We start from the raw sequence: 19,969 nt of genomic DNA on the forward strand, positions 1-19,969 counted from the left end.
GCGATGGGCCTCAAGCTCTTGCTCAAGCTGCAAGCGCCGCTTCCGGCGGCACCTTGGCGCCGGTCATGAAGGCGACGGCGTCGGACATCGTATGCTGCTTCGGATCGATGACGCACAGGCGACGGCCAAGCCGATGAATGTGGATGCGGTCGGCCACCTCGAAGACATGCGGCATGTTGTGTGAAATCAGCACGATCGGCAGGCCTCGCTTCTTCACGTCGAGGATCAATTCGAGGACGCGGCGGCTCTCCTTGACGCCAAGTGCCGCCGTCGGCTCATCCATGATCACCACCCGGCTGCCAAAGGCGGCGGCGCGCGCCACCGCCACACCCTGACGCTGGCCGCCGGAAAGCGTTTCCACGGCCTGGCTGATGTTCTGGATGGTCATCAGGCCAAGCTCCGTGAGCTTGTCGCGGGCGCGCTTTTCCATCGCCGGGCGATCGAGCATGCGCAGCCATTCGCCGAGGAACCCCGGCTTGCGGATCTCCCGGCCGAGGAACATGTTGTCGGCGATGGACAGCGCCGGCGACAGAGCCAGGTTCTGGTAGACGGTTTCGATGCCGGCCTCGCGGGCCTCCATCGGCGACTTGAAGGCAACGGGCTTGCCTTCAAGCCGGATCTCACCTTCATCGGGCACGACCGCGCCGGAAATCGCCTTGATGAGCGACGATTTGCCGGCGCCATTGTCGCCGATGACGGCAAGGATTTCGCCCGGATAGAGATCGAAATCGGCATTGTCGAGTGCGGTAACGCGACCGTAGCGCTTGACCAGGCTGCGCGCTGTGAGGAGGGGTTCCTGGGTCATGGCTATGCCGAAACCTTTCTGATCCATTGATCGATCGCCACGGCGCCGATGATCAGCACGCCGGTGAGCAGCACCTTCCACTGCGGATCCGCGCCCAGCATGTTGAGGCCCATCGAGACGACGCCGACGATCATGGCGCCGAACAGAGTGCCGAGGATCGAGCCGCGCCCGCCGAACAGCGAAATACCGCCGATCACCGTCGCGGTGATGGCCTGAAGATTGTAGTCGGTCACGGCGGCGGAAGGCGAGATCGAGCCATTGCGGCCGATGGAGACCCAGGCTGCGAAGGCGGCGATCAGCCCGGCAAGAGCATATACCGTCACCAGCACCTTCTTCGTCTGGATGCCCGACAGTTTCGCGGCCTCCTGATCGTCACCGACCGCGTAGACATGGCGGCCCCACGCGGTGTGGTTGAGCACGTACCAGAGGACCAACACGAGAACGACCATGGCAATGACGCCAAGCGTCAGCACGGCCGTGCCGACCTTGAAGCTCAAGGCAAACAGGTGCAGCAGAGGCGCCTGAACGTCGACGTCGGTGTCGCGGATGGTCTCATTGGCCGAGTAGATGAAGTTGGTGGCCATGACGATGTTCCAGGTGCCTAGCGTCACGATGAAGGGCGGCAGCTTCATGTAGGCGACCAGCACCCCGTTGAGCAGGCCGCATGCGCCACCAGCGACAAGCCCGATTGCCACCGCGAGCACGGCCGGCATACCGTAGCTGACCGCGCAATTGCCCATGATCACAGCCGAAATCACCATGATCACGCCAATCGACAGGTCGATGCCGGCGGTCAGGATCACCAGCGTCTGCGCGGCGCCCAGAATGCCGACAATGGCGATCTGCTGAAGGATCAGCGTCAGCGTATAGGATGAAAAAAAACGCCCGCCGATGGTGATGCCAAAGATAATGATCGCCAGAACCAGTACGATCAGCGGCACCGCTGCCGGCGTGGAATGCAGGAAATGCTGGGCGCGCTTGACGGCCGATTTATGCTCGTCGAACGCGGCGACGCTTGTGTCGCTGCTCGATAGAACTTTTTCGAATTCTTGTGCTTGAGACATGTTTCCTCCCCTGGGCTTCAGCCAAGAGCCAACGCCGTCCACGCCTTCCGGTCTGCCGCCGGGACTATTTGCGTTTAGACCGGCACATCGTCCACCCTGATCGGCCGGGGATCAAGCCCCGGCCGATCGCGATCTGTTGCCGGTCAGGCCAGCCTCAGCCCCAGCACTTGGCGAGGCCTTCCTTGGTGTCGATGGACTTCACACCGTTGGCGGGCTTGTCGGTGACAAGGTTGACGCCGGTGTCGAAGAAGTTCTTGCCTTCGGTCGGCTTCGGCTTCGTCCCGTCCTTGGCGAAAGTGGCGATCGCCTCGATGCCGAGCGCCGCCATTTGCAGCGGATATTGCTGCGAGGTAGCGCCGATCACGCCTTCGGTGACCGACTTCACGCCGGGGCAACCACCGTCGACCGAGACGATCAGCACCTGGCTTTCGAGACCGACGGCCTTCAGCGCCTGGTAGGCGCCGACAGCTGCCGGCTCGTTGATGGTGTGGATGACGTTGATGGTGTTGTCCTTCTGCAGAAGGTTCTCCATCGCCTTGCGGCCGCCCTCTTCATTGCCGTTCGTCACGTCATGGCCAACGATGCGCGGGTCGTCCTCGTCGCCAATCTTGTTGGGGTCCTTCACGTCGATGCCGAAGCCCATCATGAAGCCCTGGTCGCGCAGCACGTCGACCGTGGGCTGCGACGGCGTCAGGTCGAGGAAGCCGATCTTGGCATCCTTGGCCTTATCGCCAAGCGTCGCGGCGGCCCATGCGCCAATCAGCTTGCCGGCTTCCAGATTGTCCGTCGCGAAGGTCGCGTCAGCCGCATCGATCGGATCAAGCGGCGTGTCGAGCGCTATCACCAACAGCCCGGCGTCCCGCGCTTTCTTCACCGTCGGCACGATGCCCTTAGTATCGGACGCGGTGATGAGGATACCCTTGGCGCCGTCGGCGATACAGCTCTCGATTGCAGCCACCTGGCTCTCGCTGTCGCCGTCGATCTTGCCGGCGTAAGTCTTGAGATCGACGCCAAGCTCCTTGGCCTTGGCCGTCGCACCTTCCTTCATCTTGACGAAGAAGGGATTGGTGTCGGTCTTGGTGATCAAGCAGGCGCCGACCCCGGCGGCCGATGCCGTCGACGCAAAGGCCATCAGGCTCAGTCCGGCCGCGGCGAACACGGTGGATTTCAACAGTTTTGACGTGGTCACGATTTTCCTCCCATGGAACCATTTAGGATGCCGGCCAACCGACATCTGCAGCGCGCCCGACGAAATCTCCCAGCATCGGCGCCGATCCCAAGAGACACCAGTCCGCCAGCACTGTCAATAATTAAATCACTCTTATTTATTATTGACAACGCAGGATTGTTCACCCACTCTAGACCAAAAGCATTGAGGGGAAACGACGGAGGAACAGGGTGGAGACCGGCGTTACGAGGCACGGTTCGCCCAATGCGGCCGAAAGCCGTCTGCACCGCGGCACCAATCAAAGCGGCATGCGGGACCACAATGAGCGGCTGGTGCTGTCGCTGGTGCGCCAGCATGGCAGCCTGGCCAAATCCGACATTGCACGCATGACCGGCCTTTCGGCGCAGACGGTCTCGGTGATCATGCGCGAGCTGGAGGAGGACGACCTGCTCGTCCGCCAGGCGCCGTTGCGCGGCAAGATCGGCCAGCCCTCGATACCCATGGCGCTCAATCCCGACGGTGCCTATTTCATCGGCCTGAAGATCGGCCGCCGCAGCGCCGAATTGGTGCTGATCGATTTCCTCGGCAACGTACGCTCGATGCTGCAGCATTCCTACCGCTACCCTGCCCCGCGCGAGACGGTGGAATTCGTCACAGGCGGCATGAACAAGATGCGCGGCGAGCTCACCCCGGCGCAAGATAAGCGCATTGCCGGGCTTGGCATCGCCATGCCGTTCGAATTGTGGAACTGGGCCGATACCGCGGGCGCGCCGCGCGAAATCATGGACGAATGGCGCCATCGCGACATCCGCGCCGACATCCAGGCGCAATGCGAATTTCCAGTCTATCTGCAGAACGATGCCACCTCGGCCTGCGGTGCCGAGCTCGTGTTCGGTCACGCGGCAGGTGCGGCACGCGATTTCGTCTATTTCTACATCGGCGCCTTTGCCGGCGGCGGCATCGTGCTGAACGGCCGGTTGTTTGGCGGCCCAACCGGCAATGCCGGCGCGCTGGGCTCGATGCCGGTGCCCGGGCCGGACGGCAAGCCGACGCAGTTGATCGACGTGGCGTCGATCGCCATGCTGGAAAAGGCGCTCAACGCGCGCGGCATCGAGGCCTCGCATCTGTGGACATCACCGGGGGACTGGGGCGAGATCGGCGCCGAGCTCGACGACTGGATCGCCAGCGCCTCGCAGGCGCTCGCCTATGCCATCGTTTCGGCGTCCTCCGTCATTGATTTCGAAGCCGCGGTGATCGACGGGTGGATGCCGCTTGCCGTGCGCAGTCGGCTTGTCGATGCCGTCATCCAGGCGATCGGCCGGATCGACGGCGAGGGCCTGAGGCTGCCGGCCATTCGTGAGGGAACCGTCGGCATTCATGCGCGGGCGCTGGGTGGCGCCAGTCTGCCGCTGTCGGAGCGCTTCCTCATCGGTTCGACCACGATTTCCCGGAGCTTCTGAGCATGCTGATCGGCATCCCGGCGCTGCTCGGCCCGGAGTTTCTGGCGATATTGCGCGCCATGGGCCATGGCGACGAGATCGCCCTGGTCGACGGCAACTACCCGGCCGAGCAGCAGGCACAGCGGCTGATCCGCGCCGACGGTCACCATCTCGTCCCGGTGCTCGATGCGGTATTGAGCGTATTGCCGGTCGACGACGCCGTGCCGCAGGCGCTGTTTCGCGCCTCGGCCAAAGGCGATCCCCTGCTCGCCGATCCGGTTCACCATGAGATGGAAGCGATCTGCGCCAGGCGTGCGCCGGGCCGCAAGGTGGTTGCGCTTGCCGGCGCCGACTTTTATGCACGGGTCAAGGCCGCACACGCGATCGTCGCGACGAGCGAGCCGCGGCTTTATGCCAACATCATCATTCGCAAGGGCGTGATCTATCCGCCGGAAAGCAAGACTTCATGATCCTCTGCTGTGGCGAAGCCCTGATCGATATGCTGCCGCGGACCACGACGGAGGGCGAGTCGGCCTTTGCGCCCTATGTCGGCGGTGCCGTCTTCAACTCGGCAATTGCGCTTGGCCGGCTCGGCGCGCCCGCTGCCTTCTTCTCCGGCCTGTCGTCGGATCTGTTCGGGGGCCAGCTCAGGGAGGCACTGGGAGCCAGCAAGGTCAGTTCCACCTATGCACACACCTCGCCCCGCCCGACTACGCTCGCCTTCGTGCGGCTCAACAACGGCCAGGCGACCTACACCTTCTACGACGAGAACACCGCCGGGCGCATGCTGACCATCGAGGACCTGCCGGAACTCGGCAGCGAGATCGAGGCCATGCTGTTCGGCGCCATCAGCCTGATCTCGGAGCCGGCCGGGTCGGCCTATGAAGAGTTCATGCGACGCGAGCATGAGCGCCGAGTGATGATGCTCGACCCCAACATCCGGCCAAACTTCATTCCCGACAACGCCAAGCACCTCAGGCGCATCCGCGGCATGATGGCGATGGCCGACATCGTGAAACTGTCGGACGAGGATCTGAACTGGTTCGGCGAAGCCGGCTCGCATGAGGACGTCGTGCGCAACTGGCTGGACCGCGGTCCGAAGCTGATCGTCGTCACCCACGGCAGCGAGGGCGCGGTCGGTTACAGCAGCCGGCACCGGGTCACGGTCGTGCCGGACAAGGTCGAGGTGGTCGATACGGTCGGCGCCGGCGACACATTCAATGCCGGCATCCTTGCCTCCTTGCACGAACAGGGCCTGTTGTCGAAGACGGCCATCGCCGGCCTGCCGGAAGAAGCCATCCATAAGACGCTGACGCTCGGCGCGAAAGCCGCGGCTGTGACGGTCTCGCGGGCCGGCGCCAACCCGCCGTGGCGGCATGAAATCGCCTGACCGGCTGGCAACACGCTCAAGGACCTGCCTGCCGCGATCACTTTATGTTTCGTCGACCCGGCGGGACGGGCTGTGAAGGTCCATATCGAGCCGGCCGAAGCCCGGATTTCCCCGCGTTTAAGAGGGCAGGTCGGAAGTCAGTGGTAACAGGCTGCGACATTTGAGCAATTCAGGGTTTTGCCCCGCGGCTTTCTCGGCTGTGCCAAGTCTGCTACCAGCGGCCGGTTATCTGACTAAACCGTTTGAGGCCGACATGCAGTTCATCGATCTTGGCGCGCAGCGCGAACGCATCCGCGACAGGCTGAAAGCGGCAATCGACCGGGTCGTCGACGAAGGCCGCTATATCCTCGGACCTCAGGTCACCGAATTCGAAAACAAGCTCTCCGCCTATATCGGCACCAAGCACGTGGTCGCTTGCGCCAACGGCACCGATGCGCTGCTGTTGCCGCTGTTTGCCGCCGGCATCGGCCCGGGCGACGCGGTGTTCGTGCCGAGCTTCACTTTTGCCGCCACGGCCGAAGTGGTGGCGCTGACCAAGGCCGAACCGGTGTTCGTCGATGTCGATGCCGACAGCTACAATATCGACACCGCCAGCCTCGAGGCGGCAATCGCCATGATCAAGGCGGAAGGCCGGCTGAGGCCGAAGGCAATCATTCCCGTCGACCTGTTCGGCCTCGTCGCCGATTACGAGGCGATCATGGCCATCGCCGATCGCGAAGGCCTGATGGTCATCGAGGATGCGGCGCAGGCGACCGGGGGCTCGGCCGACGGCAAGATGTGCGGCTCGTTCGGCACCGTCGGCTCGACCAGCTTCTATCCGGCAAAGCCGCTCGGCTGCTATGGCGACGGCGGTGCGATGTTCACCAATGACGATGCGCTGGCCGAACAGCTGCGCTCGTTCGCCTTTCACGGCAAAGGCGAAACGCAATACGACAATGTCCGCGTCGGCATCAATTCACGGCTCGACACGCTTCAGGCGGCGATCCTGATAGAGAAGCTGGCCATCCTCGAGGACGAGATGGTGGCGCGGCAAGCGGTCGCCAATCGCTATGCCGAAGGTCTCGGCGATATCGTCAAGGCGGCACGCAATCTGGGCGGCGGCCGCTCGGCCTGGGCGCAATACGCCATCGAAACGCCGAAACGCGACGGGCTCAAGGCACATCTCGGTGAAAAGGGCATTCCGTCGGTCATCTACTATGTGAAACCGCTGCACAGCCAGATTGCCTATCGCGATTATCCGCGCACCCCGACCGGCCTTGCCGTTTCGGAAGAGCTGCCGAAGCGCATCCTGTGCCTGCCGATGCATCCCTATCTGAGCGAGGCTGACCAGGACCGGATCATCGAAACGATCCGTAACTATATCGGCTCGAATTCGGCGCATGTAGCGGCGGCATAAATTCGAAAGCTTCGAAGCGTGGTCGCGGATTACATCGACGAGTTCATCATGTTCTGCACCGGGTTGTGGATGGCTGGCGTCGGCTTCGGATTTTTCTTGGACCCCTCTCAAGCTCGCCCCGGCCAACGGCAGGCATGGTGGACGAACTTTGGAACCCATTTTAAATGGATGGGGCCGCTGTTGATCATCATCGCGATAGTGCTCGCATTCGCGGCGCCTTCCTAGCGGACCCTATTTCGGCGGGCTATTCACGAGTTCGGTGTGATCAGCTTGAGCGACGGAAAGTAGGTACGGTAGCGGCCAACATCGCGCGTGAGTAGCGGCAGCCCATTGACGGCGGCATGAGCACCGATGAAGAAATCAGGCAGCACGCCGGTGCGCAATCCCCCCGATCGCCGGTACTGCGTAAAAACCTTTCCCGCGAGGAACAGTGCTGCCCGTGGCATAGGAGCCACTTCGAGACCAGCTTCATCAACAAAGGCGTCGAGATCCTCGATGCGCTCGTATCGGACGGCAAGCTCTGCATAGACAGCATCGTTGATCAATAACGGGCCATTCAGGCTTTGCGCCTCAAGCTGGGCGATCGATCCGCCGAGTCGGTTCATTGGTGACAAGATCGAGCAGAACGTTGGTGTCGACCAGCGTCACACGTCGCCACGCGTCCATTTTCGGGTCGCATATTGTGCTTCTGCATTGCCAAACTCGTCGCCTGCCCTCACCCCAAATCGGCCGGAGCGGCTTTGAAGAGTGCCGTTGGGGCAACATTTTTGAAGTGCTTTGCTCCGCGTCGAAGCATAGTCTGCACCTGTCTTTCCTCTAGGCTGGCTATTTCATGAAGAAGATTGGTTTCCTCTCGTTCGGGCACTGGACGCCCTCGCCGCAATCACAGACGCGGACGGCATCTGATGCGCTTTTGCAGTCCGTCGAGCTGGCCGTCGCGGCCGAGGAGCTGGGTGCGAACGGCGCGTATTTCCGCGTGCATCACTTCGCGCGCCAGCTCGCGTCGCCCTTCCCGCTGCTGGCAGCGGTTGGGGCGAAGACCAGACGAATCGAGATCGGCACGGCGGTGATCGACATGCGTTACGAGAACCCGCTCTATATGGCCGAGGACGCCGGCGCCGCCGATCTAATCGCCGGAGGGCGTCTGCAGCTGGGCATCAGCCGCGGCTCGCCGGAGCAGGTAATCGAGGGATGGCGCTACTTCGGCTACGCCCCGCAAGCGGGCGAGAGCGATGCCGACATGGCCCGCAGACACACCGGAGTGCTGCTCGAAGTGTTGCTAGGCAAAGGCTTTGCGCAGCCCAACCCGCGGCCGATGTTTCCCAACCCGCCTGGCTTGCTTCGCGTCGAGCCGCACTCGGAGGGCCTGCGCGAGCGCATCTGGTGGGGCGCCGCCACAAACGCCACCGCCGAATGGGCGGCGAAACTGGGGATGAACCTGCAGAGCTCCACGCTCAAATTCGATGAGGGGGGAAAGCGGTTTCACATCCAGCAGGCCGAACAGATCCGGGCTTTTCGTGAGGCCTGGAAGGCGGCCGCACACACGCGCGAGCCGCGGGTGTCGGTCAGCCGGAGCATTTTTGCTTTGGTCGACGATCGCGACCGGGCCTATTTCGGCGGCAACCAAAGCGGAGATCATTTCGGTTACATCGAGGCAGACAGACGCGCCGTGTTCGGCCGGTCCTATGCCGCCGAACCGGACGTCCTGATCGAGCAGCTAAAGGGCGACGAAGCCATCGCCGAGGCCGATACGCTGCTGCTTACCGTCCCCAATCAGCTCGGCGTCGACTACAATGCCCACGTCATCGAGGCGATCCTGACCCATGTCGCCCCTGGCTTGGGCTGGCGCTGACGCGCAACTTTGTTGGAAAAGCACGGCGGTCGATACAATGCTTGCGTTCTAGCTGTCTCACGGCTGCTTTCCGTCGGCTCGTTTCAGCATCGCGAATGCGCGACTGATCCGTTGCAGCGCTGTGGCGTTGGCCAGCACTGCGTAAAGCGCGAACCCACCCGCCAGAATCCAGGGCGATGCCGCGCCCAGGGCGGCCGCGACTCCGTCGGCGGCGAGCAGCACGCAAATGAAAACCAGACGTTCCATCCGCTCGAAGAAATCCGGCCAACCATGGTTTTCCACAGGGATTTCCAGCGCCGTCCGCGCCTTGGCGTAACTTGTGAGTATCCCGCCGGCGAACGCGAACATTGCGATCGCCCACAGATCGGCGACCCAGCCGATAGCCGCAAAGACGGCCAATTCCTGATAGCGGTCGACGACGGCATCGAAATAGCCACCGGCCTTGGTGCTCATATTTGTCCGGCGGGCGACCGCACCGTCCAGCGCATCGAAGGTGAAGGCAAACGCCAGGCAAAGGCCGAAGGCAAGGCTTGAATGGTGGTAGACGTAAGCCGCCGAGGACAAAGCGACGAGCACGAGCCCGCTGGCCGTAACCTGGTTCGGCGTCATGCCGATCCCGATCAGCGGAGAAGCGGCCTGCTCCCATAGCGGGTCGATGCGACTTTTCATGAGACCGGCGATCATGGCGGCTCCTCTGACGATGTCGTTTCACCGAGCTTTACCAGCAATTTGCGGGTTTGTTCCACCGTCGCTACCGTTCGACTTGGTCAACGCAGACGGAGAACTGGCTCAGCAACGTTCTCAACCGGCCGCAACAGCGATTTCTTTTTGGCGGATGCGGCCGGCGGATTAAGGCGCTCGCCAAGCTGACGGAGCAAATCGACCGGCGGTCTGGCGGCCGCACCCGAACGATGTGACTATGATTGCTTGCCATCCGTCGGAAGCCGGCCGAAACTCGATGCATAAATTCTCACCCAAGTTTGCCTACCTGCTCGCGACCTCTCTTGGCGCGGGATTATCTCCAATATGGCCGGGCACAGCCGGCGCAATGGTTGGAGTGGCTGTTACCGCAGCTCTGATACCTGCATCGCCTTGGCTGACCGTGCTTGCCTATACGGCCCTGTTCGCCGTCGGCGTATGGGCGTCGTCGCATGTCATCTCCCGTACCGGGACGGAGGATCCACAGATCGTCGTCATCGATGAGACCTTCGGCGCCGCCGTGACACTTTCCATGCTTCCGATCGACCCACTCTGGTGGGCAGCAGGCTTCCTTGCTTTCCGGTTTTTCGACGTCGTCAAGCCTTGGCCCATCCGTATCATGCACGACAAGGTAAGGGGTGGGGCCGGCATTATGCTGGACGATGCCGCCGCGGCTGTCGTCGCTGGGGCGTTGCTGCTCCTGCTGAACGGTTTGATTGACCATTTGCGGTAATGGCGACATTCGGTCTGCCAAGGCCACGGTGGCCCATCGGCGCGGCGGAACGCAGGAGGTATCCGCGCGCTCACCGATGGTGTTCGTGTGCCTGCGTGCGGAAACCAAACCCGTCAAGTGTTTCGATCAGCACCTGTACGGGATCAGGCACGCCGTGCGATGACCGCCACGCGACAAAGCCGTCCGGCCTGACCAAGACAGCACCGCCGCTTTCAACCCCGCGTGGGTCTGGTCAGTCGTCGGACAAGAGAAAGCCTGTGCTGCAGCCGGCCAGGACCGCGCCTGCAATCCGCACGCGCGGATCGGGGAAACTCAGGACGCAATGATGTTTCGGACCGCTCCCGATGGTATAGATCGTTCGTGGAATGCCGTGCCGCACGCTACGACGGTGACACGCAAGTTCGACATCGATCTCTAGGCTTTCGAAATCCAGTATGTGTCGGTCACCAACCAAGCGTTCTCGCTGCCATTTTTTTGTCGCCCTCGGTGATATTGCGCGAGACGGGTAACCTTGCCTCGCGCAGCCTTGAGGGCGGCCATCAAGGCCTTTTCTTCGTCACTGCGCCTGGCTCCGCTGCAGGGGTAAAACCCGCATGGCACAAGTGATCGTACGGGAAAGGTATCGCCAGCCCTTTCCAGAAGCATCATGAAGCCTCGTTGGTCTTCGCCCGTGAACGGCAGCGCCATCCGGCCAGCGTCGGACAAATTTGAAAGCCACCGTTCCGGCACGTGCGTCACTCCGGCAAAGGCGACAACGACATCGAGGTCCGGCAGATCAACTGCCTGCGTTGCATCACCGGATACCACTTCGACATGGGCATAATGAGCAAGATTGCTTTGCGCGCGCCGGGCGAGTTCTTCGTCGATCTCATAGGCAATCACGCGTCCTTCAGAACCCGTCAGTTCAGCGAGGATGGCGGTGAAATAGCCGACACCGGCGCCTACCTGAAGGACGGTCTGGCCGGGAGCGATGTTCACATGGTCGAAAACCAAGGCCCAAAGCGACGGCAAACCGCTGTTTAATCCGCGTTTTTCGTCAAGTGAGACCAGAACGTCGTGGTAAATCTCATGAAGTGCGGCTGAAGGGCTGGTATGGACCGCCCCGATCTGCAATCTCGAATGGATACGCCATGGCCCGTTGCCAAGGTAGTATTCGCGCGGAACCTTTGCGAAGGCCTCGATGACAGCAGGGTTGTGTAAGACTGGTGACGAGACACGCAGGTCTTCGGCAAACCACCGGCGCGCTTCACTAGCATCGCTTTGTGTTGGCATGGACTATTGGCTCCCGAATTGCGCGTATTCAATCATCGTTTCAGAAAGCCGAACGGCGGCAAAGGCTCGCCGTCCTCGTATGGACGGGTGCTGCGCGCTGTGCGATCGAGCGCTGCTTCGCCCAGCGCCCACCGCGAAGCTATAAATCGTGGCGATATGGAAGAACACTCTGCCCGACGATCACATCCTCCGGCTGGCGAGCAGCCTTGTGAGCCAGTCCGGATCCATTTCCGGCACGGAGGACAACAGCCGTTCGGTATAGGGGGCATGCGGCGGCGTGAGAATTTCGCTCTTTAATCCCTGCTCAACGACTTTACCCTGGTGCATGACCACAATTTCGTCGGCGATGGCCCGCACGGTGGCAATGTCATGGGTGATGAAAATGTAGCTCATGCCGAGGTCGCGCTGAAGCCGCATTAACAGCTTCAGGATTTCCTCTTGCACAATCTGGTCGAGCGCGGACGTGATTTCGTCGCAGATAACGAGTTCCGGGTCGGCGGCCAAGGCCCGAGCGATGCAAACGCGCTGCTTCTGACCCCCCGATAGTTCGGCCGGCAGACGGTCAAGGTAAGTTTCGCTCATCTCGACCATGTGCATGAGTTCGTCGATCCGCCGGTCCCTCTGCGCACCCTGCAGGCCAAGGTAGAACTCAAGCGGCCGAGCTATGACTTCTTCGACCGTCTGGCGCGGATTAAGTGCGTTGTCGGGCATTTGATAAATCATCTGTATGCGGCGCAGGATCTCTTTTGGGCGCGTCTTCAGGGTCTTGGAAAGGGTCTGGCCGGCAAAGGAAATCGACCCCGAAAGCGGTGGCAGCAGGCCGGTAACGACGCGGGCGAGCGTCGATTTCCCGGAACCGGATTCGCCGACCACGGCCACTGTTCTTCCACGTGGAACTTTGATGGACACATCCTGGAGCACCTTGACCGCCCGACCGTAGGCCGCCGTGACGTTGTCTATCGTAAGCAGATAGTCATCGGCCGGAACTTCGGGCTTTGCGAGCTTGCGCACGGCCCAGAGCGTTCTGGTATATTCCTGGCTGGGCGAGGCGAGCATCTGGCGCGTTTCTGCCTCCTCCACGGTAAGTCCATGGCGCAAAACCATGATGCGATCCGCCATTTGCGCCACCACCGCCAGGTCATGCGTCACATAGATTGCAGCGGTGTTGAATTCCTCCACGATGTTGCGAATGGAGGCGAGAACTTCGACCTGTGTCGTCACATCGAGCGCCGTCGTTGGCTCGTCGAAGACGATGAGGTCCGGACGGCAAGCCATCGCCATCGCGGTCATAGCCCGCTGCAACTGTCCGCCGGAAACCTGATGAGGATAGCGAAAGCCGATGGTCTCCGGATCTGGAAGCTGAAGACGGCGATAGAGATCGACCGCACTCCGGTTCGCTTTTTCTCGGCTGGCAATCCCATGAGCCACCACAGTTTCGACGGTCTGATCGAGGAGTCGGTGGGCTGGATTGAAAGAGGCCGCGGCGCTTTGCGCGACATAGGCGATGCGCGAGCCTCGGAGGCGGCGACGTCCTGTTTCGCTGATTGCCAGAAGATCGATACCGTCGAACAGGATCGAGCCCTTTGTGATCCGGCAGCCCGGCTTGGCGTAACCCATCGCGGCGAGGCCGATGGTGGATTTTCCGGCGCCTGACTCGCCGATCAGGCCAAGAACCTCCCCCCGCTTCAGCGCCAGATCGACCCCGCGGACAATGGGATGCCACCGCTCGTCCGAGAAACCCTCCACATGCAAATTGCGGATCTGAAGCAGATGCTTGCCTTTTTCGCGCAATCCGGGGGCGCTATTTTTCATCCCGCAACCCACTTGTTGCGTGGAGGAACCAGTCGACGACGAAATTCACGGAGACCGTGAGGAGGGCAATCGCGCCGGCCGGCAGCAGCGGGGTGACGTCGCCGTAGGTGATCAGGGTCGCATTCTCGCGCACCATCGATCCCCAATCGGCGGTCGGTGGCTGAATACCGACGCCCAGGAAGGACAGTGCCGCGATCGTGAGGAATACGAAGCAAAATCGCAAGCCGAATTCCGCGACCAGCGGGGGCATCACGTTGGGAAGGATTTCCTTGGCGATGATCCATTTCGGGCCTTCACCGCGCAATCGCGCCACTTCGACGTATTCCATCACTGCCACGTTAAGCCCGACAGCGCGTGCGAGGCGAAAGACACGGGTAGAATCGAGCAGCGCAATGATGATTATCAGGCTGGTGATCGACGAGCCGAAGATCGAAAGCAGCACCAGGGCAAAGATCAGGCTTGGGATCGACATCAACACGTCCACCGCACGCGACAGTATCTGGTCGAGCCATCCTCGGTACAATGCGGCTAGAAGGCCTAGCGAGACGCCGACTGCGAAGGACAGCAGCGTGGTCGCGACGGCGATACCGATGGTGTTGCGCGCACCATAAATCAAGCGTGTGAGCATATCGCGGCCGAGCTGGTCGGTTCCCAATTTGAACTGCTGGCTCCACGGTGCGAAGGCTTCGCTGAAGACCTGCGTTTCGCCATATGGGGCGATCCAGTGCGCGAAGACCGCAACGATGACATAGCCGATGATCACGAGGATGCCGAACCAGGCACTGAAGGGTGCCTTCTTCAGTGCCGTTTTGGCCCGGGTGCCGCGCGAGCGCCTCAGCCTGTGAACCTGAGCGACGGGTTCGTAGCTGGTCATCGTGGATGCAGGAGCCTGGGATTGGTGGCGATGGAAATGATGTCGGCTGTTAGATTGAGGAGGATATAGGTCGCCGCGAAAATCAGGGCGCAGGCCTGGACAACCGGAACATCCCTGGATTTGACCGCATCAACCATCAGCTGACCAATGCCGGGATAGACGAACACCACTTCGACCACGACCACTCCGACGACGAGATAAGCCAGATTGAACGCCACCACAGTGACGATCGGAGCCCATGCGTTGGGCAACGCATGCCTGAGTACGATTGTCATGGGCGACATTCCCTTGAGACGCGCCATGTCGATATAGGGGCTTGCCAGCATGTTGATGATCGCCGCTCGTGTCATGCGCATCATATGGGCGACGATGACGAGCGTAAGCGTGATCGCCGGCAAGGCTACTCTCCAAACATGCTCCCAGAACGGCGTCTGGTCGTTCACATTCGACAATGTCGGGAACTTGGGAACTGCATTGAGTATCCAGTTCAATGAGACCGCAAGCCAGTGTGGCAGTGATTGTGCGAACTCGGATCCGATGAACGTGTCGCGCGAGATGACGAGATAGGCAAGCATATAGGCGACGAAAAACTCCGGGAACGAAATCGTTGTCAGCGTCACTGCGTTCACCAGCCGGTCGAACCAGCCATTGCGGTAGAGCGCAGCGAGGATGCCCAGTCCCAGGGCTAGCGGAACTGCAATCAGCGCGGTCATCGATGCAAGGAACATCGTATTGTAGAGGCGTGGCGCGATGATGTCGGCGACGGTACGCCGGTACCCGGTGCGACTGGCGAATGAAGAGCCGAAATCACCGTGGAGCATCTGCCCGACCCAGACGAAGTAGCGCTCGACAGGCGGACGGTCGATGCCGATTTCTCGCTGGAAGGCGGCGACCGTTTCGGGTGTCGCGGATTGCCCGAGCATCGCCTTGGCGAAGTCGCCCGGCAGCATTGCAATCGCAGAGAAGATAATGATGGACACGATGAACAGCGTGACCAGGCCGAGGCCAAGCCGCTGCAGAACCGTTCTTGCGACGGGGTTCATGGGTACGCGTTTCCCGTTGCTGCCGCCGCCCTGCCACACCAGTCAGGGCACGCGGTTGCAAGCCGGAGCCTAATAGCCATCGCGGGTCCGGCCCGCACTTTCACGCAGTGGCAATCCACCAGCGTTCGGCCATCTTCAGTCCATCGTTCTCCCAGTTCGGCGCCACCTCGCCATGTGCGAGCTTGCTGGATTTGGCGCTGACGAAATTGTTGAAGACCAGCACGATGCTGCCGCCATCATCATGGGTCAGTTGCTGCATCTCGGCATACATTGCCGCCCGCTTGGCCTCGTCCGTTTCGGCGCGCGCCTGGACAAGCAATTCGTTGAAGCGGGGATTCTTCCAGAACGACTCGTTCCAGCTGGAGTCTGCGGCAAAGGCTTGCGTGAACATCCAGTCGGCTGTCGCGCGACCGCTCCAATACGAAGCGCACCAAGGTTTCTTGAGCCAGACATTGTCCCAGTAGGCGTCCTCGGCCTCACGCACGACGTTTACGTCGATGCCGCACTGGGCTGCCGTCTCGCGGATGAGCGCAGCCGCATCCACCGCGCCTGCAAAAGCGGCATCGGCGACCGAGAGGTCCACCTTCAGTTTTTCCATTCCTGCCTTTTTCAGGTAATGCTTGGCTTTTTCCGGATCGAAACTGTGCTGCGGCTGCGGATTGGTGGCGAATTTGATCGCCGGCGCGATCGGGTTGTCGTTGGCCACGGTGGCGTGACCGAGAAAGATTTTGTCGACGATCTCCTGACGGTTGATCGCCCATTTCAAAGCCATTCGGACGTCTGGATTGTCGAACGGCGCCATCGTGACATTCATCGGTAAGGTATAGTGGCCATAGCCGGTGACCTCGACGATCTCCACCTTGGGATTGCGTTTCAACATGCCGAGGGTCTTGAGGTCGGCGCGGCCAATATAGTCCACCTCCCCTGTCGACAGCGCGGCCATGCGGGCGGCGAGATCGGTGATGGCGATGAACTCCACCTCGTCGAGATAGGGTTTGCCGTTCTTGAAATAGTTCGGATTGCGCTTGAGTTTGGCCGAAACGCCGGGCTGGAAATTCTCGAGCACGAAAGCTCCGGTGCGAACGCCCGATCCCCAATCCGCCTTGCCGTCCTTGGACGGCATGATGACCAGATGGTAGTCACTCATGATGTAGGGGAAATCGGCGTTGCCGCTCTTCAACGTGAAGACAACCGTCTCCGGGCCATCCGCCTTGATGCTTGCGACGGGCTCAAGCAGCGGCTTCGCCGCCGATTTGGTTTCGTCGCCCATATGATAGCGCAGCGAAGCCACGACGTCGTCCGCCGTGACATTCTTGCCATTGTGGAAGGTTGCGCCCTTGCGTAGCTTGAAGACCCAGGTTTTGGCCCCGCCCGACGATTCAAAGCTCTCGGCAAGGTCCGGTTGGACGTTGCCTTTCGCGTCGACCTCGGTGAGGCTGTTGGACATCGAGCCCGAGAACGCGGTCTGTGTGAACGTATCCAGGTAGCCGGCCGGATCGATCGAATCGGTTGTTGCGCCATGTGCCATGCCGAGCTTGGCGAAGCCGCCCTGCAGCGGTTCGGCTCGTGCCGTGCTGACGAAGAGCTTGTCCGCAGCGGTGAGCGTCAGCCCAGCGGCCAGCCCAAGATGAATGAAGTCGCGACGGGAAATCTTGCCGCGACCAATCAGGCTTTGAGCGATACCAAGCTTGTATTCAGATTCTGACATTTGACTCTCCCATTGCGGATTTTCCGCGTTATTGTTCGTCACGCACCCTGTGTAGAAATCTGCTTGTTAGCTGCGATCACCCTTTCTTCTGACTGCTCAAATCCGCACCTCAATCAGGCCGTCACATAGATGCTGCCCGCCTCGACAGTGACTGGAAATGTGCGCGCGCGAACGGACGGATCGACCAAAGCCGCGCCTGATTTGATGTCGAATTCCCAGCCATGCCAGGCGCAGCGCACGATCTCGTTTTCGCGGTGATAGATGAATTGCGCCTCTTCGACCGGTGCAGTTGTTCCGCATTGCGGCCCCTCGCAAAGCGGAGCTCCACGGTGGGGACAAACGTTCAGCAGCGCGTGGAATGAATCTCCGATGCGGAAAACGCCGACCGAAAGGCTGCGGATTTTGGCAATAAAGGGAGATCCGGTTTCGATCTCGTCAACGCGACAGATATATGTCTTCTCGGGCATTGTCTGCTTCCTCAGGCGGCATTCGCCGCTTGCGCGCGGGGGATGCGCTTGTAAACCTCCAGCGCATTCAGGCCCATGATCTTGCTCTTCCAGGCGGGAGGGAGTTGCAGCGTGTTGGCATCGTCATAGTCCCAATGCGGATAGTCGGAGGCAAACATCAGCGTATTTTCCCCGTCCATCGCTTCCAAAGTGGACCAGAGATGCTGAATATTTGCGGGCTGCTCCAGCGGCTGCGTGGAAAAGCGGATGTTGCGCCGGCAATATTCGGAAGGCAGCATCTTCAGCCATGGCGTCTCTTTTCGTAGGGCTTTGTAATCTGCGTCCAGGCGCCACAGCACCGACGGCACCCAGGCGACGCCGCATTCGATGACCACGAAGTAGAGGTCCGGCCATTTTTCGAAGACGCCATGCGCAATCATGCTTGCGACATGCGAAATTGCCGACATGTGCAGGATAGCATGGGTCTCCCAGAAGAATGTCGTCGGCGCAGGAGCGATCGCAGTCGAATTCACGCCGCCATGGCCGCCCAGATGTATGGCAAAGGGCAGCCCCACCTCGGCGCATGCTTCGTAGATCGGATGGTAAAACGGATCGCCATAGGGCTTGACGGAGCCTTGCGAGGCAAGAACCTGAACCATGCGCGGATGATTGCCCAGGCGGCGTATCTCGGCGGCCGCGAGCTTCGGATCCTGTGGCGCGATGATGATCGAGCCCATGAAGCGGTCGTCCTTCGGCAGCCATTGGTCGATCTGGTAGTCATTATAGGCGCTGACGAGGGCGCTGGCATAATAGGGATTGGCGAGAGTGGAAGCCTCGATCGGCTCATCGCCAGTCAGGATCGCCACATCGACGTTGTACTTGTCGAGGTGCTTCTCCTTCATGATGAGATAGTTGTCGGCTTCCGTCTTCGGACGGACGTCCTTGCGGGAGAAGTCCTGCGGATGAAACCAGGGACGATGGCCATGCGGGAAGGCGCCAACGGGACCTGTCTTCTCGCCTTCGACGAACATGTCCTTCCATAGGCCGGAAAGGTAAGGCTCCAACACGGTCGCGCTTGACCAGTAATTGTGACAATCGCAGTCGACTATGAACACGTTGCTCAGCTCCGTAGCTTCAGCCTGGTCGATCTGCCGGCCGATTTCACCGAGTGCAGCTTCGGCCTTGAGTATTGTTTGATCAAGCTTATGATCCTGCGCAATATGATCGACTTTTTCGATCGGAGGTCGCGTGCAGCTAGATCACATCGAAACCTTTCTCGACATCATCGAGTCGCGAAATTTCAATCGTACCGCCGATCGGCTGGGGTTGACCCAGTCGACGATCAGCACCCGGATCAAGAATCTGGAGAGCGCGATCGGGTCCGAGCTCTTCCAGCGCGGGCGCGCCGGTGCTGAGCCGACAGCCGCCGGACGGCGGTTCGAAGCCTACGCCAGATCCCTGCTGTCGACCTGGTCGCAAGCTCGACACGATGTGCGAGCATTCAACCGTTTCGAGGGCACCTTGCGCATCGCCGCACAGGTGGGCATGACCCGCTCGGTCCTGCCCGGATGGGTCGAGACATTGTGCCAGGCGCTTCCAAGATCCTCGATCCATGTCGAGTCGGATTATTCGAACCAGATGGTCAGCGACCTAAGCATGGGAAATCTGGATATCGCCGTCCTTTATGCGCCTCGCTACCTGCCTGAGATCGCCTACGAACATCTGATGGTGGAGGAATATGTGATGGTTTCGACGGCTGCCAGAACGCTGTCCGACGTCGACCCTGAAACCTACATTCGCCCGGGCTACACCGCCGTGCTGGAAAAGACGCACGCAGAACTGCTGGCCCAACTGGCGATCTGCCGGCTTTCGACAGGATCGGAAACTCTGGCGGAGATCATGCTGCGGCGAACGGGCGGCACCTGCTACATGCGCAGCGATGATGCGCGCAGGTTCACAGCTGAACTTCCATCGTTCCTCGTCGAGGGCGCGCCGACGCTGCACCAGCCAGTCCATACCGCGATACTTGCGCGCCGCAAACACGAACCCATTATTCGTAAAGGCATCCGAGCTCTCCAGGTGGCGGTCATGTCACTGGAAGTTTAATCGAAATTGCCGATCATAAAGGTAGGATTGCGCGGCTGTTAAGCGGGTTTTGAAATGGCATCTTGGCTCGACTTCAAACCCGAGTTGAATGATGAATGCACACGCCGCCTTTGGGCCCTCCGGCTTCGTCCCGACGAAGCGTCATCGGCAGTGGGCCCAGAG

The 19,969-nt window shown here is 60.9% G+C and carries 19 protein-coding genes and 2 pseudogenes; 8 read left to right on the forward strand and 13 right to left on the reverse strand.

Features of this window, described 5'->3' with window-relative positions; genetic code table 11:
* Positions 1-22: 22 nt before the first annotated feature.
* The 3 genes from NKI63_RS14480 to NKI63_RS14490 all read right to left on the reverse strand — a co-directional run bounded on the left by NKI63_RS14480 (position 23) and on the right by NKI63_RS14490 (position 3,001).
* Entirely contained in the window at positions 23-805 is a 783-nt protein-coding gene (locus tag NKI63_RS14480) for an ATP-binding cassette domain-containing protein (protein WP_352821943.1), read from the reverse strand.
* Between the two features lie 2 nt (positions 806-807).
* Positions 808-1,869 carry an ABC transporter permease gene (locus NKI63_RS14485; RefSeq protein ID WP_352479482.1) on the reverse strand — a complete coding sequence of 354 codons (1,062 nt, stop codon included), beginning with the start codon at positions 1,867-1,869 and terminating at the stop codon, positions 808-810.
* A 154-nt stretch (positions 1,870-2,023) separates the two neighbouring features.
* Positions 2,024-3,001 carry a sugar ABC transporter substrate-binding protein gene (locus NKI63_RS14490; RefSeq protein WP_502894341.1) on the reverse strand — a complete coding sequence of 326 codons (978 nt, stop codon included), beginning with the start codon at positions 2,999-3,001 and terminating at the stop codon, positions 2,024-2,026.
* A 266-nt stretch (positions 3,002-3,267) separates the two neighbouring features.
* Between NKI63_RS14490 and NKI63_RS14495 the strand changes: the two genes are divergently transcribed.
* The 5 genes from NKI63_RS14495 to NKI63_RS14515 all read left to right on the forward strand — a co-directional run bounded on the left by NKI63_RS14495 (position 3,268) and on the right by NKI63_RS14515 (position 7,487).
* Positions 3,268-4,497 carry an ROK family transcriptional regulator gene (locus tag NKI63_RS14495; RefSeq protein ID WP_352705726.1) on the forward strand — a complete coding sequence of 410 codons (1,230 nt, stop codon included), beginning with the start codon at positions 3,268-3,270 and terminating at the stop codon, positions 4,495-4,497.
* A gap of 2 nt (positions 4,498-4,499) precedes the next feature.
* Positions 4,500-4,946 carry an RbsD/FucU family protein gene (locus NKI63_RS14500; protein ID WP_352705729.1) on the forward strand — a complete coding sequence of 149 codons (447 nt, stop codon included), beginning with the start codon at positions 4,500-4,502 and terminating at the stop codon, positions 4,944-4,946.
* Positions 4,943-5,866: a carbohydrate kinase family protein gene (locus tag NKI63_RS14505; RefSeq protein WP_352821946.1), complete on the forward strand. Its 924-nt coding sequence runs from the start codon at positions 4,943-4,945 to the stop codon at positions 5,864-5,866. Before NKI63_RS14500 ends, NKI63_RS14505 begins: the two co-directional genes overlap by 4 nt.
* Positions 5,867-6,119: 253 nt before the next feature.
* The gene (locus NKI63_RS14510) at positions 6,120-7,262 is read left to right on the forward strand and encodes a DegT/DnrJ/EryC1/StrS family aminotransferase (protein ID WP_352821949.1); all 1,143 of its coding nucleotides are present in this window, start codon (positions 6,120-6,122) and stop codon (positions 7,260-7,262) included.
* An 18-nt stretch (positions 7,263-7,280) separates the two neighbouring features.
* Positions 7,281-7,487, forward strand: coding sequence for a hypothetical protein (locus NKI63_RS14515; RefSeq protein ID WP_352752385.1), 207 nt, complete (start codon positions 7,281-7,283; stop codon positions 7,485-7,487).
* A gap of 23 nt (positions 7,488-7,510) precedes the next feature.
* On the opposite strand, the pseudogene NKI63_RS14520 reads toward NKI63_RS14515, so the two are convergent.
* Positions 7,511-7,910, reverse strand: a pseudogene (locus NKI63_RS14520) (type II toxin-antitoxin system VapC family toxin).
* A gap of 184 nt (positions 7,911-8,094) precedes the next feature.
* Between NKI63_RS14520 and NKI63_RS14525 the strand changes: the two are divergent.
* Complete coding sequence (locus tag NKI63_RS14525) at positions 8,095-9,114, forward strand: LLM class flavin-dependent oxidoreductase (protein WP_352752387.1); 1,020 nt, start codon at positions 8,095-8,097, stop codon at positions 9,112-9,114.
* A gap of 57 nt (positions 9,115-9,171) precedes the next feature.
* Here NKI63_RS14525 and NKI63_RS14530 read toward each other — a convergent pair whose 3' ends face one another.
* On the reverse strand, positions 9,172-9,798 hold the full coding sequence (locus NKI63_RS14530) for a CDP-alcohol phosphatidyltransferase family protein (RefSeq protein WP_352754400.1): 627 nt from the start codon (positions 9,796-9,798) through the stop codon (positions 9,172-9,174).
* 274 nt (positions 9,799-10,072) lie between these two features.
* Here NKI63_RS14530 and NKI63_RS14535 point away from each other — a divergent pair, with 274 nt between their 5' ends.
* Positions 10,073-10,546 carry a phosphatidylglycerophosphatase A family protein gene (locus NKI63_RS14535; RefSeq protein WP_352752391.1) on the forward strand — a complete coding sequence of 158 codons (474 nt, stop codon included), beginning with the start codon at positions 10,073-10,075 and terminating at the stop codon, positions 10,544-10,546.
* 70 nt (positions 10,547-10,616) lie between these two features.
* Here the strand turns inward: NKI63_RS14535 and NKI63_RS14540 are convergent.
* The 8 genes and pseudogenes from NKI63_RS14540 to NKI63_RS14575 form a co-directional block, all read right to left on the reverse strand.
* Positions 10,617-10,757, reverse strand: a pseudogene (locus NKI63_RS14540) (aromatic-ring hydroxylase C-terminal domain-containing protein); the annotation flags it as partial.
* A gap of 203 nt (positions 10,758-10,960) precedes the next feature.
* A complete protein-coding gene (locus NKI63_RS14545) occupies positions 10,961-11,818 on the reverse strand; it encodes a protein-L-isoaspartate O-methyltransferase family protein (protein WP_352821954.1) in 858 nt (285 codons plus the stop codon).
* A 180-nt stretch (positions 11,819-11,998) separates the two neighbouring features.
* Complete coding sequence (locus NKI63_RS14550; protein WP_352821957.1) at positions 11,999-13,630, reverse strand: ABC transporter ATP-binding protein; 1,632 nt, start codon at positions 13,628-13,630, stop codon at positions 11,999-12,001.
* Positions 13,620-14,504, reverse strand: coding sequence for an ABC transporter permease (locus tag NKI63_RS14555; RefSeq protein ID WP_352821960.1), 885 nt, complete (start codon positions 14,502-14,504; stop codon positions 13,620-13,622). Before NKI63_RS14555 ends, NKI63_RS14550 begins: the two co-directional genes overlap by 11 nt.
* A complete protein-coding gene (locus NKI63_RS14560) occupies positions 14,501-15,547 on the reverse strand; it encodes an ABC transporter permease (RefSeq protein ID WP_352752398.1) in 1,047 nt (348 codons plus the stop codon). Before NKI63_RS14560 ends, NKI63_RS14555 begins: the two co-directional genes overlap by 4 nt.
* Before the next feature lie 100 nt (positions 15,548-15,647).
* Positions 15,648-17,255 carry an ABC transporter substrate-binding protein gene (locus NKI63_RS14565; protein WP_352752400.1) on the reverse strand — a complete coding sequence of 536 codons (1,608 nt, stop codon included), beginning with the start codon at positions 17,253-17,255 and terminating at the stop codon, positions 15,648-15,650.
* Between the two features lie 113 nt (positions 17,256-17,368).
* Positions 17,369-17,722: a Rieske (2Fe-2S) protein gene (locus NKI63_RS14570; RefSeq protein ID WP_292653661.1), complete on the reverse strand. Its 354-nt coding sequence runs from the start codon at positions 17,720-17,722 to the stop codon at positions 17,369-17,371.
* Positions 17,723-17,733: 11 nt separating this feature from the next.
* Positions 17,734-18,816 (reverse strand): amidohydrolase family protein, encoded by a 1,083-nt coding sequence (locus NKI63_RS14575; protein ID WP_352752401.1) that lies wholly within the window; start codon positions 18,814-18,816, stop codon positions 17,734-17,736.
* Between the two features lie 133 nt (positions 18,817-18,949).
* Here NKI63_RS14575 and NKI63_RS14580 point away from each other — a divergent pair, with 133 nt between their 5' ends.
* Positions 18,950-19,807 (forward strand): LysR family transcriptional regulator, encoded by an 858-nt coding sequence (locus NKI63_RS14580; RefSeq protein ID WP_352705746.1) that lies wholly within the window; start codon positions 18,950-18,952, stop codon positions 19,805-19,807.
* Positions 19,808-19,969: the final 162 nt, after the last annotated feature.

This window comes from Mesorhizobium sp. M0410 (assembly GCF_040321435.1).
Classification (GTDB): Bacteria; Pseudomonadota; Alphaproteobacteria; order Rhizobiales; family Rhizobiaceae; genus Mesorhizobium.